15 protein-coding genes are annotated in these 15946 nt (G+C 61.7%); 6 read left to right on the top strand and 9 right to left on the bottom strand.

What is annotated here, in order from left to right; all coding sequences use genetic code 11:
- Positions 1-55: 55 nt before the first annotated feature.
- A complete protein-coding gene (locus WBK19_RS14770) occupies positions 56-1228 on the bottom strand; it encodes a vWA domain-containing protein (RefSeq protein ID WP_511291007.1) in 1173 nt (390 codons plus the stop codon).
- Positions 1229-2074 carry an AAA family ATPase gene (locus tag WBK19_RS14765; protein ID WP_511291005.1) on the bottom strand — a complete coding sequence of 282 codons (846 nt, stop codon included), beginning with the start codon at positions 2072-2074 and terminating at the stop codon, positions 1229-1231.
- Between the two features lie 510 nt (positions 2075-2584).
- Between WBK19_RS14765 and acnB the strand changes: the two genes are divergently transcribed.
- Positions 2585-5185: a bifunctional aconitate hydratase 2/2-methylisocitrate dehydratase gene (acnB, locus tag WBK19_RS14760; RefSeq protein WP_511291003.1), complete on the top strand. Its 2601-nt coding sequence runs from the start codon at positions 2585-2587 to the stop codon at positions 5183-5185.
- A gap of 213 nt (positions 5186-5398) precedes the next feature.
- Positions 5399-5815 (top strand): hypothetical protein, encoded by a 417-nt coding sequence (locus WBK19_RS14755; protein WP_511291001.1) that lies wholly within the window; start codon positions 5399-5401, stop codon positions 5813-5815.
- Between the two features lie 61 nt (positions 5816-5876).
- On the opposite strand, the gene WBK19_RS14750 is transcribed toward WBK19_RS14755, so the two are convergent.
- Entirely contained in the window at positions 5877-6329 is a 453-nt protein-coding gene (locus WBK19_RS14750) for a YaiI/YqxD family protein (RefSeq protein ID WP_511290999.1), read from the bottom strand.
- Between the two features lie 8 nt (positions 6330-6337).
- Positions 6338-7312: an MBL fold metallo-hydrolase gene (locus tag WBK19_RS14745; RefSeq protein WP_511290997.1), complete on the bottom strand. Its 975-nt coding sequence runs from the start codon at positions 7310-7312 to the stop codon at positions 6338-6340.
- Positions 7313-7508: 196 nt separating this feature from the next.
- Here WBK19_RS14745 and WBK19_RS14740 point away from each other — a divergent pair, with 196 nt between their 5' ends.
- Positions 7509-8795 carry a hypothetical protein gene (locus WBK19_RS14740; RefSeq protein ID WP_511290995.1) on the top strand — a complete coding sequence of 429 codons (1287 nt, stop codon included), beginning with the start codon at positions 7509-7511 and terminating at the stop codon, positions 8793-8795.
- Between the two features lies 1 nt (position 8796).
- On the opposite strand, the gene asd is transcribed toward WBK19_RS14740, so the two are convergent.
- Positions 8797-9645, bottom strand: coding sequence for an archaetidylserine decarboxylase (asd, locus tag WBK19_RS14735; RefSeq protein WP_511290993.1), 849 nt, complete (start codon positions 9643-9645; stop codon positions 8797-8799).
- A gap of 84 nt (positions 9646-9729) precedes the next feature.
- On the bottom strand, positions 9730-10149 hold the full coding sequence (locus tag WBK19_RS14730; RefSeq protein ID WP_511290991.1) for a VOC family protein: 420 nt from the start codon (positions 10147-10149) through the stop codon (positions 9730-9732).
- A 96-nt stretch (positions 10150-10245) separates the two neighbouring features.
- On the opposite strand from WBK19_RS14730, the gene WBK19_RS14725 reads away from it, so the two are divergent.
- Positions 10246-10941, top strand: coding sequence for a helix-turn-helix transcriptional regulator (locus tag WBK19_RS14725; RefSeq protein ID WP_511290989.1), 696 nt, complete (start codon positions 10246-10248; stop codon positions 10939-10941).
- Here WBK19_RS14725 and rlmF read toward each other — a convergent pair.
- Positions 10938-11942, bottom strand: coding sequence for a 23S rRNA (adenine(1618)-N(6))-methyltransferase RlmF (rlmF, locus tag WBK19_RS14720; RefSeq protein WP_511290987.1), 1005 nt, complete (start codon positions 11940-11942; stop codon positions 10938-10940). The two genes, WBK19_RS14725 and rlmF, sit on opposite strands and share 4 nt — an antisense overlap.
- A 162-nt stretch (positions 11943-12104) precedes the next feature.
- Between rlmF and WBK19_RS14715 the strand changes: the two genes are divergently transcribed.
- Complete coding sequence (locus WBK19_RS14715; protein ID WP_511290985.1) at positions 12105-13811, top strand: AAA family ATPase; 1707 nt, start codon at positions 12105-12107, stop codon at positions 13809-13811.
- A 49-nt stretch (positions 13812-13860) separates the two neighbouring features.
- Here WBK19_RS14715 and WBK19_RS14710 read toward each other — a convergent pair whose 3' ends face one another.
- On the bottom strand, positions 13861-14337 hold the full coding sequence (locus WBK19_RS14710; RefSeq protein ID WP_511290983.1) for a hypothetical protein: 477 nt from the start codon (positions 14335-14337) through the stop codon (positions 13861-13863).
- A gap of 72 nt (positions 14338-14409) precedes the next feature.
- On the opposite strand from WBK19_RS14710, the gene hmuQ reads away from it, so the two are divergent.
- Complete coding sequence (hmuQ, locus tag WBK19_RS14705) at positions 14410-14715, top strand: heme-degrading protein HmuQ (RefSeq protein ID WP_511290981.1); 306 nt, start codon at positions 14410-14412, stop codon at positions 14713-14715.
- Here hmuQ and WBK19_RS14700 read toward each other — a convergent pair.
- Positions 14712-15872, bottom strand: a complete 1161-nt coding sequence (locus tag WBK19_RS14700) for an NnrS family protein (RefSeq protein WP_511290979.1) — start codon at positions 15870-15872, stop codon at positions 14712-14714. The two genes, hmuQ and WBK19_RS14700, sit on opposite strands and share 4 nt — an antisense overlap.
- Positions 15873-15946: the final 74 nt, after the last annotated feature.

Raw genomic sequence — 15946 nt, 5'->3', positions numbered from 1 at the left:
TCAACCTGACCTGCAGCTCCTGGCCGAAGGCGGAAACCCAGCGGCAATTCCCCGTTTACTTCGACAAGCTCCGCATCGCTCGTTCCAGGCCGTCGATGGTCAGCGGAAACATGCGTTTGCCGAGCAATTGCTCGATCATCTGGATCGATGGCGTGTAGGTCCAGTGCGCCTCCGGTAGCGGGTTGAGCCAGGCGGCGTGGGGCCAGGTGGCGAGCAGGCGTTCGAGCCAGACGGCGCCGGCTTCTTCGTTCCAGTGTTCGACACTGCCGCCGGGGCGGGCGATTTCGTAGGGGCTCATGCTGGCGTCGCCGACGAAGATCAGTTTGTAGTCGGGGCCGTAGGTGTGGATGACGTCCCAGGTCGACAGCTTTTCGCCATGACGCCGCCGATTGTCTTTCCACACGCCTTCATAGACGCAGTTGTGGAAGTAGAAGTGTTCGAGATGCTTGAACTCGGCGCGGGCGGCGGAGAACAGTTCTTCGCAGGCCTGGATGTGGTCGTCCATCGAGCCGCCGATGTCGAGAAAGAGCAGGACCTTGACGGCGTTGTGGCGTTCCGGCCGGAGGTGCAGGTCGAGCCAGCCGCCGTTGCGGGCGGTGCCGGCGATGGTGCCGTCGAGGTCGAGTTCGGTTGCTGCCCCCTTGCGGGCAAAGCGGCGCAGGCGGCGAAGGGCTACCTTGATGTTGCGAATGCCGAGATCGACCGAGTCGTCGAGGTTGCGAAACTCGCGCTGGTCCCAGACCTTGATGGCTGTGCGATTGCCGACCGATTCGCCGCCAATGCGCACGCCTTCCGGGTTGTAGCCACCGTGGCCGTAGGGCGAGGTGCCGGCTGTGCCGATCCACTTGCTGCCGCCGGAATGGCGTTCTTTCTGCTCGGCCAGTCGTTCTTTCAGTTGCTCGAATATCTTTTCGTAGCTCAGTTTCTGCAGCTTGAGGCGGTCGGCTTCCGACAGATGGCGGCGGGCCGCCATTTCGAGCCATTCCTCCGGCACTTCCGGCGCGAAGCCGGGCAGGGCTTCGATGCCGCGAAAATACTCGCCGAAGGCGCGGTCGAAACGGTCGTAAAGTGCTTCGTCCTTGACCAGGATGGCGCGCGAGAGGAGGTAGAAATCGTCAAGGCTGCCGCTGACCAGCCGGGCTTCCAGTGCTTCGAGCAGGGCCAGCAGTTCGTTGGTGGAAACCGGCAGCTGGCGGGATTTCAGGTGCAGGAAAAAATCGACGAGCATTTACGGCTGCTTGCGGCGCGCCATGAAAGCCAGGCGTTCGAAGAGATGGACGTCCTGTTCGTTCTTGAGCAGGGCGCCGTGCAGCGGCGGGATGGCGTCCTTCGCCTCCTTGGCGCGCAGGGCTTCGGGCGGGATGTCTTCGGCCAGTAGCAGCTTGAGCCAGTCGATCAGTTCGCTGGTTGAGGGCTTTTTCTTGAGGCCCGGGACGTCGCGCAGGTCGAAGAAGACTTCGAGTGCTTCCTTGAGCAGTTCATGCTTGAGCACCGGGAAATGGACGGCGACGATGCGCTGCATCGTTTCCTTGTCCGGGAACTTGATGTAGTGGAAAAAACAGCGGCGCAGGAAGGCGTCGGGCAGCTCCTTTTCGTTGTTGGAGGTGATGATGATCAGCGGCCGGTGTTTGGCCTTGATCGTGCGGTGCAGCTCGTAGCAATGGAATTCCATGCGGTCCAGCTCGCGCAGCAGGTCGTTGGGGAATTCGATGTCGGCCTTGTCGATTTCGTCGATCAGGACGACCGACGGCTCGTCGCACTCGAAGGCATGCCAGAGGACGCCGTGCACGATGTAGTGGCTGATGTCTTCGACGCGCGGATCGCCGAGTTGCGAGTCGCGCAGGCGGGAAACGGCGTCGTATTCGTAGAGGCCCTGCTGGGCCTTGGTTGTCGACTTGATGTGCCACTGAAACAGCGGCATGTTCAGCGCGCTGGCAACTTCCTCGGCGAGCAGGGTCTTGCCGGTGCCCGGCTCGCCCTTGATGAGCAATGGGCGTTGCAGGGCAATGGCGGCGTTGACCGCCAGCGTCAGGTCGCGAGTGGCGACGTAGGTATCGGTGCCTTGGAATTTCATGTCGATGGCCGGTTGGGTGATGGCACAAATTGTACGGGCAAAGCGTGCCGCACACGCCTGATCGCGAAGCTGTCCGGCTTGGCTGGCCGTGTTCCACGGTCAACCGGGAAAAATGCCTAAAAATGAAATGGCGCATCGGTCGGTTTTTTGGGCGATCGACCTGGTTTTGGGCTAGGAATTGATGCGCCGCAGCAAATTCGACGGCAGGAAAACTCCTACCATAAGCACTCTTTATCCCCGTTTTGGTCGGACAAGGCTGTGGATAAGCTCGGGACAGATGCTGCAATGCATTGAGCAGCAAGGCTTTTAGGGGTGGTGCCTAAAAAATGGGCGATTTGCCCTAGGGCAGCGTTTTGGGCCATCCGGGTCTAGCCTTGCAGGTGATATAACATATAAAATATATAAGACCCGCAAGTCACGGTTGATGGCCCGGTTTTCGAACTATCGGGCGACCGCCGTTGTCGTAGAATATTCGTTTTCCAGAGCAACCCTTTACGAAAGGAAGTCGCCGTGCTTGAAGCCTATCGCGCCCACGTCGCAGAACGTGCAGCCCTCGGTATCCCCCCGCTGCCGCTGTCGAAGCAACAGACCACCGAACTGGTCGCCCTGCTGAAAAATCCGCCGAAGGGCGAAGAAGCCGCCCTGGTCGAGCTGATCACCTACCGCGTTCCGGCCGGTGTCGATGATGCCGCCAAGGTCAAGGCCGAGTTCCTGGCCAAGGTTGCCAAGGGCGAAGAAGCCTGTGCCCTGATTTCCAAGGAAAAAGCCACCGAATTGCTCGGCACCATGCTCGGCGGTTACAACGTCAAGCCGCTCATCGACCTGCTCGGCTGCCCGACCTGCGGCAGCGTTGCCGCCGAAGGCCTGAAGAAGACCCTGCTGGTGTTCGACTTCTTCCACGATGTCGCCGAACTGGCCAAGTCCAGCAATGCTACCGCCGCCACCAACGCCAAGGCTGTCATGCAGTCCTGGGCCGACGCCGAGTGGTTTACCTCACGTCCGGAAGTGCCGGCTTCGCAGAAGCTGACCGTTTTCAAGGTCACCGGCGAAACCAACACCGACGACCTGTCGCCGGCACCGGATGCCTGGTCGCGTCCTGACATCCCGCTGCACGCCCTGGCCATGCTCAAGAACCCGCGTCCGGGTATCGAAGCTGACGAGCCGGGCTCGCGCGGTCCGTTGAAGCAACTGGAAAAGCTGGCTGCCAAGGGCAACCTGATCGCCTACGTCGGCGACGTGGTCGGTACCGGTTCCTCGCGCAAGTCCGCCACCAACTCGGTGCTGTGGTTCACCGGCGAAGACATCCCGTTTGTGCCGAACAAGCGTTTCGGCGGTTTCTGTCTGGGTTCCAAGATCGCCCCGATCTTCTTCAACACCATGGAAGATGCCGGCGCCCTGCCGATCGAAATCGATTGCAGCGCCATGGACATGGGCGACGAGATCGAACTGAAGGTCGATCAGACCACCGGCAAGGTCACCGCCACCAAGAACGGTGCCGTGATCGCCGAATCGCAACTGAAGACCCTAGTGATCATGGATGAAGTCCGCGCCGGCGGCCGTATCCCCCTGATTATCGGCCGTGGCCTGACCACCAAGGCGCGTGAGTTCCTCGGTCTGCCGCAAAGCACCCTGTTCCGTCTGCCGCAAAACCCGGCCGACGATGGCAAGGGCTACTCGCTGGCCCAGAAGATGGTCGGCAAGGCCTGCGGCGTGACCGGCATCCTGCCGGGCACCTACTGCGAGCCGAAGATGACCACCGTGGGTTCGCAAGACACCACCGGCCCGATGACCCGCGACGAACTGAAAGACTTGGCCTGCCTCGGCTTCTCCGCCGATCTCGTCATGCAGTCCTTCTGCCACACCGCCGCCTATCCGAAGCTGGTCGACGTCAAGATGCACCGCGAACTGCCGTCCTTCATCTCGACCCGTGGCGGCGTTGCGCTGCGTCCGGGCGACGGCGTCATCCACTCCTGGCTGAACCGCCTGCTGCTGCCGGATACCGTCGGTACTGGCGGTGACTCGCACACCCGTTTCCCGATCGGCATCTCCTTCCCGGCCGGTTCCGGTCTGGTCGCCTTTGCCGCCGCCACCGGCGTCATGCCGCTCGACATGCCGGAATCCGTGCTGGTCCGCTTCAAGGGCCAGATGCAGCCTGGCATCACCCTGCGCGACCTGGTCAACGCCATTCCGCTGTACGCCATCAAGGCCGGCCTGCTGACCGTCGAGAAAAAGGGCAAGATCAACGTCTTCTCCGGTCGCATCCTCGAAATCGAAGGCCTGCCGGATCTCAAGGTTGAACAGGCTTTCGAGCTGTCCGACGCCGCCGCCGAGCGTTCTGCTGCTGCCTGTGCCGTCGCCCTGAACAAGGAACCGATGGTCGAGTACATGCGTTCGAACATCACGCTGATGAAGTGGATGATCGCCGAAGGCTACGCCGATGCCCGCACCCTGAAGCGCCGCATCAACGCCATGGAAGACTGGATCAAGAATGGCACGCTGCTCAAGGCTGACGCCAACGCCCAGTACGCCGCCGTCATCGAAATCGACCTGGCCGAAGTCACCGAGCCGATCCTGGCCTGCCCGAACGACCCGGATGATGTGAAGGTTCTGTCCGAAGTCGCCGGCGCCAAGATCGACGAAGTCTTCATCGGCTCCTGCATGACCAACATCGGCCACTTCCGTGCTGCCGCCAAGGTCCTCGAAGGCAAGTCCGACATCCCGACCCGTCTGTGGATCGCCCCGCCGACCAAGATGGATGCGCTGATCCTGACCGAAGAAGGCTACTACGGCGTCCTCGGCAAGTCCGGCGCGCGCATGGAAATGCCGGGCTGCTCGCTATGCATGGGTAACCAGGCACAGATCCGCAAGGGTTCCACCGCGATCTCCACCTCCACCCGCAACTTCCCGAACCGCCTTGGTATCGACACCCAGGTCTATCTGGGTTCCGCCGAACTGGCCGCCATGTGCGCCCTGGCCGGCCGCATCGTGACCGTTCCGGAATACATGGAGCAGATCAAGCTGGTCAATGCCAAGTCTGCCGAAGTGTACCGCTACATGAACTTCGACCAGATTCCGGAGTTTGTGGAACAGGCGGCTACCGTCGAGATGTAATTTCGGTTCTGGCCGTTTTTTACGGTCGACCGTAAAAATCCCCTGTCGGGCAACCGACAGGGGATTTTTTCTTTTCAATGGTTGTCCAATTAAATGGCCGTGCGGGATACCTATGGCTTGCACTAGATGTTGAACAGGTTGTGCCGGATGTATTATCTTGAATGAATAGAATGGTCGCGGTCGTTGCGATTTAATCCTTTACCAAGGTGGTGTATGGCTTACGAAATCGTCTGGGAACCTGAAGGCGTGGTCAATCAGTTTTCAGGGGTTGTTCCTGGCTGGGAGTTCATCGAGTCTGTCAAGAATGTTCAGAGCGACTTTCGCTTCGATGAGGCGCGCTACGTCATCAACGATTTTTCGGCGGTGACGAAACACGGGCTGACCGAGGATGTGCTGACCGAGTATGCCGCGCTTCTGTTTGGCGCTTATGCATCACATCCGAATTGCCGGGTCGTTTTCGTGACCACCGACACAGCACTGGCGGCGCAGGTCATCAATATACCAGCCGTGGTCGGCCTAGCTTCCTACCAAACCGAAATCCGCCCGACGCTTGCTGAAGCAAGGGATTGGCTGGACGCCCAGCCTCAGTTGTTTTTGATGAGCAACGTGATGGGTTTTCGGGTCAGTTAATGGCCCGGCGGGGCTGGCTAAAGGCTGGCCCGTGGTTGCCTCATGGCAATGTTGAAGCCGATCAGACAATCGGAATTCTGGCCAGAAAACGATCGAGCTGATTGGCGAAGGCTTGCCGGTCGGCTTGGCTGAAGGCGCTGGGGCCGCCGGTTTCGAGGCCGGCGCCACGCAGTTCTTCCATGAAATTACGCATCGTCAGGCGTTCCTGGATGGTTGCCGTGGTGTACATCTCGCCACGCGGGTTGAGTGCGTGGGCGCCGCGCGCTATGACCAGCGAGGCGAGCGGGATGTCGGCGGTGATGACGAGATCGCCTGCCGTCAGTTGATCGACGATGTGCGCGTCGGCGACATCGAAGCCGCTCGGCACCTGAATGGCGCGAATGAACTTCGATGGCGGCGTGCGCAGCATCTGGTTGGCGACCAGGATGGTCTGGATCTGCCGACGCTCGGCGGCGCGGAAGATGATTTCCTTGATTACGCCGGGGCAGGCGTCGGCATCGACCCAGATTTGCATGCGGCGCCCTATTTCGGCATCGGGGCGAATTCGGCCGGTACCCAGGCGTAGCCGCCGGCCGATTCCTTGCGGACGTGGCCGATGCCGGGGAAGGGCAGGTGCATGCCGGCCACCATCAGCTTTTCCTTGGCTGCCATGAAGAAAATGCGCTTGCGGGTGGCGACGGCCTGTTTGGTGTCATTGTCGTATTCAAAGGCAACTTCGGGCCGGGCAAACTGGACGGCATGGTTATGCACCAGGTCGCCGAGGATGAGCAGACGGTGGTCGTCGCTCTGGATCATGTAGCTGGCGTGGCCCGGGGTGTGGCCGTGGGTGTCTACGCTGCTGACGCCAGCCAGCAATTCGCGGTCGCTGTCGAAGGTTTTCCACTTGCCGCTGGCCAGGTAGGGAGCCGCGGCATCACGCGACATCTTGAAGAAGGCCTGGAAGTCCTTCGGCGCCTTGGCGGCAATTTCTTCGCTCAACCAGAAATCGTTGTCGGCCATGGCTGACCAGACTTCGGCGTTGGTGAAAACGGCCTTGCCCTCAGCCGTGACCAGACCATTGACGTGGTCGCCATGCAGGTGGGTGATGAGCACGGTGTCGACCTGTTCCGGGGCGTAGCCGGCGGCCTTCAGGTTATCGACAATGTTGCCGAGGCCCGGCCCGAACAGCTTGGCGGCACCGGCGTCGACCAGCACCAGCTTGCTGCCGGTGTTGACCAGGTAGGCGTTGACGGCGGTCTGTACCTTGGGGCCTTGCAGGAATTGGCGGGCAAGCAGGCGCTGGATGTCGCGCTTGGCGATGCTTTTGAGCAGTTTTTCGTCGAGGTCGATGGCGCCATCGTAGAGCGCGGTGACTTCGAAATTGCCAAGCATCAGGCGGTAATAGCCGGGAACCTGGGCCTTCTGTTGTGGTGCTTCGGCGGTGGCGAAGCTGGAAGCGACAGCGAGCAGGCCGGCAAAAATGCAGCGGCGAAGGAGGGATGAAGCGGAGCTGGGCATCGATTTCTCCTGACGGGAATGAACGGGATTGGGCTGCGGACTGGCTGGTTGTCGCCAGTTTGGCCGAATGGCGAATATTGCCACGGCTTGGCCGGTTGACAAATGCATGCTTGCTGCCGTTTCATGGGGGACGGGTTGATCTCCCGTTTTCCTTGCCCGCACCTGGCTGCTCAATTTCCGCCCTGTGGAGAATCCGATGATTCGAGAACGCTTCCGTCGCACCCTCCAGCCTTTGGGTCTGCTGATCTTGCTCCTGGCTCAGACCGGGTGGGTGGCAGCACAAATTCCCGACAAGCTACCGCCGGCGCCGGATTATCTCGGCGAAATCCGCCGTTCGCCGGATGGCCAATTGAAGACGGTTGCCGCTGATCCCAAGCTGGCCGCTATTGCCGCCAAGCCGGCGACGATGGTCGTCGGTCCGGGAGAGAAAATCACCACGATTACCGAGGCGGCGCGGCTGGCGCAGGATGGCGAGGTCATCGAGATTCGTCCAGGCGATTACCATGGTCAACCGGTAATTTGGGCCAAAAATGAAATCATCATCCGCGGCTCCGGCGCCCGGCCGGTCATGCTGGCCGACGGCAAGAGCGCCGAGGGCAAGGCGATCTGGGTCGTCCGCGGCGGCAAGGTGCGCATTGAGAACATCGAATTCCGTGGCGCCCGGGTGGCTGACCTTAACGGCGCCGGAATCCGCTTCGAAAAGGGCGAGCTGACGATCCAGTCCTGCGCCTTTTTCGACAATGAAACGGGGATCTTGACGGCGAACTCACCGGAACAGAGCCTGGATGTGGTCGATAGCGAATTCGCCGATGCGCCGCACCATAAGGGGAGCTTACATCACTTGCTCTATGTCGGAGGGATCGGCAAGTTCGTGCTGCGCGGTAGCCGCTTCCGCAACGGCTACATCGGCCATCTGGTCAAGTCGCGGGCCCGCGAAAATCATATTTTGTACAACATGCTGGTCGATGGCGCTGGCGGTCGGGCGTCCTACGAACTGGAGTTCCCGAATGGCGGCCTCGCCTACGTCATCGGCAACGCCATCGGCCAGAGTGGCGGGACGGACAATCCGAGCATCGTCGCCTACGGCGCCGAAGGCCGGCGCTGGCCGGATAACGCGCTGTACATGGCGCACAACACGCTGATCAACGACAGCCATGCCGGAAAATTTCTGAACGTTTTTGGCGAAAAGATCGGGGCGGATGTCGAAGTCTGGCTGCTCAACAACCTGATGGTCGGGCCGGGCGATCTGTACAAGCCGGCGCAGGGGCGGTTCGATGGCAATCGTCTGGTGGCGCGTGGCGATCTCATTGAAACGGGTGGTGTACCGCTGCGCCTGACCAATATGTCGCCGCTGCGTGGTGCGGTCAGGCCGCCGGGTCAGGCAAGAGGGGTCGAATTGATGCCGAGCGGGGAATTTCGGTTCCCGGTCGGCAGCCGCCCGATGCGCCCGAACAGCATGCTGGCGCCCGGGGCTTTCCAGTAACTCAGACGGGCTTGGCGCCCATCGCCTCGCCCATGCGGATGGCGCCGGTTGGCGCCCAGTCCGGGTTGAAGGCCAGCGTGTCTTTCGGGAAGAGCATGACGACGGTCGAGCCGAGCAGGAAGCGGCCCATTTCGTCGCCCTTTTCCAGCACGATGTTCTGCTCGTCGTAGCGCCATTCGCGCACGACGCCCGGGCGCGGCGGATTGATCATGCCGTGCCAGACGGTGGCCATGCTGCCGACGATGGTGGCGCCGACCAGGGTCAGGACGAAGGGGCCAAACTCGGATTCGAACACGCAGACAACGCGCTCGTTACGGGCGAACAGGCCGGGTACGCCGCGCGCCGTGGTCGGATTGACCGAGAACAGTTCGCCGGGCACGTAGATCATGCGTTTGAGCTTGCCGGCGCAGGGCATGTGGATACGGTGGTAGTCGCGCGGACTTAAGTAGAGGGTGGCGAAGCTGCCGTTCTCGAATTGCTTGGCCAATTCGCGGTCACCGCCGACCAGTGCGGTGGTCGAGTAGCTGTGGCCCTTGGCCTGGAAAATCTGGTCGCGTGCGATGGGGCCGAACTGGCTGATCGCACCATCCACCGGGCTGATGAAAGCGGCCTCGGCCTGCGGGCGGGCGCCATCCTTGAGCGGCCGGGTGAAGAATTCGTTGAAGCTCTTGTAGCTGGCGATGTCCGGATTGGCTGCTTCGGCCATATTCACGTTGTAGCGACCGACGAACCAGCGGATGACGCTGGTTGTCAGGCTGCCGGCTTCTTTTGTGGCCAGCTTGCCGGCGAGGGCGGTCAACGCCTGTTTCGGGATCAGGTATTGGGGCAGGACGGCAAGGCGGTCGGACATGGAGGAGCCAGGGAAACGGAAGCCCGCAATTATACGGGCTAGCCGCTTGGCAATCCTATTGTCGCCAGACTGCCGGAGTCGAACTCAGTCCTTCGAGTAGAGGCCGACTCGGTTGCCTTCGCAGTCGATGAACAGGGCGATGTGGCCGATGTTATTGCCAAGATCGGTCTTGGCCATGACGACCTGGCCGCCGGCGGCCGGAATGCGCGCCAGCACGACATTGAGGTCGGGGCCGCCATTGAGATAGATCAGCGTGCCGTTGTCGCGTGGTTGCAGTTGCGGCATGGCGACCAGGGCGCCGCTCGGGTAGGGCTCGGCGTAGGGGAAGATGGCCATGTTGCCGCCGCCGCAGTGTTCCCGGCGCAGTTCGATGGCAAGGATGGTCTGGTAAAAGGCGACGGCCCGGTCAAGGTCGGTGGTGGGGATTTCGAACCAGCGCAGCGGATTGTCCATGATGTTTTCTCCGTAAATGTTCAGCGGCGGGATGCCGTTGATGCGCTGCATTCTGCTTGGGGGCTCCTGACAGCATGGTGTCAGGAGGCTTGTCATGGCCTGCGAAACGGCGTGCTATGCTGAAATTCCCGTTTTCCCTGTCATGACATGCGCCCGGCCGACCGACTGTTCCAGATCATCCTGCTCCTTCGTAATGGGCGCGTCGTTACCGCCGCTACCTTGGCCGAAACGCTGGAGGTCTCGGAGCGCACCATCTATCGCGATATCGCCGACCTGGTGAAGTCCGGCGCGCCGATCGACGGCGAGGCCGGCATCGGTTATCGCCTGCGCCGCGGTTACCAGGTGCCGCCGCTGATGTTCACCGGCGACGAACTCGAGGCGCTGGTGGTCGGCGCCAAGCTGGTTCGGGCCTGGGGTGATTCTGCCCTGGGCAAGGCGGCGGAACAGGCGATGGCGCGCATTGAGGCCGTCCTGCCGCGGACGCTGGAGGAACGGGTGGGGGCGTCGAGCCGACGTTTTCTGGCACTCGATTGCCTGCAGCCGGCGCCCTTGCGCGAGCCGATGGCCTTGCTGCGGGCCGGCATGGAAAGCGGCCGCAAGGTGTCAGTTACTTACCGGCGGGCCGATGGTGAGCTTTCGCAACGTACGCTGCTGCCGCTCGGCCTGGTTTTCTGGGGGCATTGCTGGACGCTCGGCGCTTGGTGCGAGTTGCGCCAGGGCTTTCGAACTTTCCGGGTTGATCGTATCCAGGTGGCCGAGCTGATAGACGCAGCTTTTGATGACCGTTACGGCCATCTTTGGCGCGACTACCTGGCTACGGCGCGCGGCGAGGGCGAAGCCTAGTCGGCGCTTTCGCTGACCGGGAAGGCCGGTAGCGCGTCGGGTGCCGTGGTGCCGAAGGCCGGGGCGGACGACCAGTGTTCCTTGCGCCATTTCTCGCGTTCGCCGTTGCCGAAGAAGGTCCAGGCGATCAGCCGGCTCTGCTTCTGGCCTTGGGCCATCGGGATGATGCGCGAGTCGACGACCTTGGCCTTCTTGAGCGCCAATTCGATGTGCGGCAGGTTGTCGCCTTGCGAGAGCAGGCTGGTAAACCACATGACGCGCTTCGGGATGTTGCAACTCTGCTCGATCATCAGTTTGACGAAGGCGCGTTCGCCGCCGTTGCACCACAGTTCGCTACCGCCGCCGCCAAAGTTGAGGCGCGGTTCGGCCGCACCGCGTTTGGCGCCTGGCTTGTTGAGGTTGTTCCACTTGCGCTGGCTGACCGCGTGAACGTCATCCGGCGAGTTGTGGAAGGGCGGATTGCAGATCGACAGGTCGAAGTTTTCGCCGGAGCGCAGCAGGCCGGTGTAGATGTTTTCCCAGACGGTCTGGTGGCGCAGTTCGATCTCGCCATCCAGCTCGGGATTTTTGGCAATGATGGCTGCCGCGTTGGCCAGCGCTGCCTCGTCGATGTCGACGCCGAGGAAGGACCAGCCGTATTCGGCGTGGCCGATGAGCGGATAGACGAGGTTGGCGCCGGTGCCGATGTCAAGCACACGCACGCCGGGGCCGCTCGGAATGTTCTTCTTGTTGCAGGTGGCGAGCAGGTCGGCGACGCTGTGGATGTAATCGGCGCGGCCGGGGATCGGCGGGCAGAGGTAGCCGGCCGGAATGTCCCAGCCCTTGACGCCGTAGTGATGCATGAGGATCGCCCGATTGAGCATCTTGACGGCGGCCGGGTTGGCGAAGTCGATGCTCGGCGTGCCGGCCTGCGTTGTCTTGATGTGTTTGGCGAGCGCGGCCGAGGTGGCGGCCAGGGCGGCGAAATCGTAGCCATCGGCGTTCTTGTTGCGGGGATGCATGGTGGTCCTTCCTACAGCGGGGACGGGATTGTCCCACGAATGTCACGAAGGCGACATCGGCAGCGCCCGGCAAGATTCTGATTTTGGGCGATTTTTCCGGTTGACCGTGGCGGCATGAAACTGGCTAGGTGCTTGCTATCGCACAACTCAGGGAGGCAGCGCATGAAGCTGCAAATCGACCGGCGGCACATCGAATCGATGATGCAGTCTTTTCCGCGACTGGAATTCGTGCGCGAGCAATTGCGTTTCGGCAATCGTGTCGAGGTCTCGTTCAACCAGCTTGAGGACGGCGAGCTCGACCTGTTGCAAAGCCTCTACGCGGCAGGCGACAGCGAATTGCGGGCGCGGGCGGCGCAGATCGCCACCTTGCGCCAGGCGCTGCACGAAGGCGGCCGGCGCTTCGAGGCCGAGGAACTGGAGATGGCGGTGCCGGCCATCGCCCGTTATCTGGCCGAAAATGCCTCGCGCGGCTGGCTGTTTTCGGCCGGCATCACCGGCAAGCCGTTGGCCTACGTGGTGACGCGGCTCGACTTCACGCCGCCTTCTGAAGAAGAAACCGGCAAGATCTTCGTCGAACTCAAGGCTAACGCCAAGGCGCGGCTGGCGACGGCGACGCTGCGCATTTCCGGCCCAGACATCGCTGGCCGGACGATCCCCGAAGTCTTTGCCACCAAGGGTTTCGTCAAGGAAACACCGGCGCTGCTGGCCAGCTACGACGAAGGCGTCGAGCGCTATTTCGACTGGCGCGGGCAGTACGGCGCGCAGTTTTCCGGAACCGGCGTCGGTTACTTCGCCGAGAACCCGACGGCGACGCACCGCGATACCGACTACTCGCGCAAGGACATGATCATTTTGTCATCGACCGGCAGCCCGGCGCGGCTGGTCAACGACGAAAGCATCCTCGGCGAGCGCGTCCTGGCGCTCGATGCGACGGGCGACATCATGGCCAAGTTCATCCGCCGCGTGCAGCGCAATTCGCGGCTGTCCGGCAAGGAAGAGGCCGAGATCGAGGAAACCCAGGCCGGCATCGCCAAGGGCCTGTTTACCGAGCTGCCGGTGCATTTCTACATGCTGATGTTTCACCTCGATCTGCACCATTACGTCTGGGTTCATGTGGACGACATGCAGCCCTACGCCTACCAGCCGGAACTCAAGACCAAGCTCGTTCTGCCGCCCGAGCAGACCGACCTGATCGACATCCTGACCGCCGAGATGGACGTGCTGATGGACGACATCGTCTCCGGCAAGTCGGGCGGAACGACCGTGTTGTGCGCCGGGCCTCCCGGCGTCGGCAAGACGCTGACCGCCGAGGTGTATTCCGAGATCATCCGCCGGCCACTCTACCGCGTGCATTCCGGCCAGCTCGGGCTCAACGTCGCGGCGATGGAGGTGGCACTCAAGGAAGTGCTGACCCGTGCCCAGCGCTGGGGTGCCGTCATGCTGATCGACGAGGCCGATGTTTACATCAAGAAGCGCGACGACAACATCACGATGAACGCCGTCGTCGGCGTGTTCTTGCGCGTGCTGGAGTATTTCAACGGACTGCTCTTCCTGACGACCAACCGCGTCGATGACATCGATGAAGCCATCGTCTCGCGGTGCATCGCGCTGATCCGTTTTTATCCGCCGGACCGTGTCGACCGCAAGAAGATCTGGGGCGTCATGGCGGCGCAATTCGGGCTCAATCTGCCGGCTGACCTGCACGACCGCCTGCCCGATATTTTCCCGAAAGCCTCGGGCCGCGACATCAAGGGGCTGGCCAAACTGGTGGCGAAATACTGCAGCCAGAAAGCCTTGCCGCCGACCGAGGACGTCTTCCGCCGCTGCTCGATGTTCCGGGCCATGGATCAGGCTGAGATACCGGCCTGAAATTTCGTTTTTGGCCGAAATTTCCGGTTGACCGTGGAATGCCTCCCGGTCAGCCGGAAAACTCGGCTGCGGTTAGGGTTTCGTCGATCAAGGCAGCAATCACTGAGCCGCCGACGCCATCTTCCGGGTCCAAAACCAGCACGCGCTTGATGGCCACTTCGGCCTGAGCCGGCTGGCCGTTACGCAGATGGATGAAGGCCAGGGCCTTGAGCGCGGCGAGCGCGCTGCCGGGGGCGGATTGCCAGAGCAACCAGTTGTCGGGCAGTCCGGCCTGGTCGGCTGCGGCGGCGACCCAGCCCTGGGCGGCGCTCAGGGCCTTGTCGAATTGCCGACAGCGATTGTAGTGTTTCACCAGACAGCGGTGCGCTGGCAGTGCATCCGGGGCCAGGGCGAGCGCGGTCAGGAAGGCGTTTTCGGCCAGCTCCGGGTGGGTGAAATGGGCGGCAACGCCTTGTTGCAGCAGGTGGTCTACGGCCGGCGGCAGTTGGCCGAAGTCGAGTTTGTCGTCGTTATCGAATGCGTTCATGGTGGCTGCTGTCAGGATGGCGGTATTTCCGAGTAAGCAACAAGCATGCGCAGTTTTTTCACTGGAGATTCCATGTTTCTCGCCATGAACCGTTTTCGCATCGCCCTCGGCAAGGAGGACGATTTCGTCGCCCACTGGTGCAATCGCAACAGCTACCTCAGTGAGGTGCCGGGTTTTGTCTCGTTCAACCTGCTGCGCGGCGATACCAACGAAGAACGCACGCTGTTTGCCTCGCACACGGTCTGGGAGTCGGAGCAGGCCTTCGCCGACTGGACGCAGTCGGACGCCTTCCGCAAGGCGCACATGCAGGCCGGCCAGTCGCCGCGCGATTTCTACCTCGGCCCGCCGCAACTGGAGTTGTTCGAAGCCGTGCTTTAGTGTTCGCGGCCGTCGATGCGCGGCCGCATGAGGATGGGGATGTAACGCCAGGCGAGGATACCGAAGGCAGCGAACCAGCAGGTTGCTGACAGGTGGATCCAGCCAAGATAGGCGGCCGGGGCGAATTGCGGGACGATGATGCGGGCAAGCAGGGCGACGAGCATGATGACCAGCACCAGCTTGTCGCCACCATCGAACACCACCTTGCGGCCGGTGTGGCCTTTGGAAATGCGGACGATCATTCCCGGAATGACCAGGCCCATGGCGCCAAAGGTAAACAGATGGACGGACACCGAGCCGATCCAGACAAAGGTCATGACGTGGCCGAGCGCTTCGATCAACAGTTGCGCGACGATACACAGGTAACCGATGTACATGACGCCGATGTCGAGACGTTTGAAGGCCAACTGCGGCTTCCAGTAGAAAAAACGGATGGCGAGCAGGGTGGCGAGAAGTAGCGAGATGGCTGCGGTTAGCGGGCGGGGCAGGGCAAATTCGACAACCAGCATGAGGCCGAGCAGTTTTATCGCCATGTCCAGTCCCGGATGGCGCAGGATCTGCGCCTGGAACGCTGCCTTCATGAAACCGGTCAGCGTCCGTTCGAGCATGACCAGGAAGGCCAGGCGAAAGAGCGCCATGGCCATGCTGTAGCCGGCCGTGAAGTCGCCACCTTCGAGCATCCAGTATTTGGCCAGCAGGAAGCCGGGCAACATGACCAGGAAAAAGGCGTTGTCGCGGTAGCTGTCTTTCTCGCGATGGCGGATCAGCGTCCACAGCAGCATGGCGACGATGCTGCCGAGAAAGAGATTGTTGCTGAGCAGGAACAGGACTTTCGGCCAGCTTCCGCCAAAACTCATGCCGATCCGCTCGATGATCCAGGCGGCGGCCAGCAGCATGAGCGCCGGGCCATGGTAGCCGCGGATATTGACCCAGTTTTTGGTCGAGGTCAGCAGAAAGCCACCGAGCACCGCCCAGCCGAAACCAAAGAACATTTCGTGAGCGTGCCACTGGACGGAGGTGAAAGTCGCCGTCGGCGCCTCGATGGCACCGCTGAAGATCAAAGCCCAGACGACCGGCAGGAACATGCCGGCCAGGCAAGCCAGGGTGAAGAATGGCCGGAAGCCGACCAGCCAGAACGGGTGATTTGAGAAACGCATGTGAACCTATCGCCAAGGAGTCGATCGAAGTGACAAGTTTAGCCACAGTCGACGAAGCGAAACTTGATTTATCC

The sequence above is a fragment of the Azonexus sp. genome (assembly GCF_049652925.1).
GTDB lineage: Bacteria > Pseudomonadota > Gammaproteobacteria > Burkholderiales > Rhodocyclaceae > Azonexus.
This window is presented reverse-complemented; position numbering and strand designations above follow the sequence as displayed.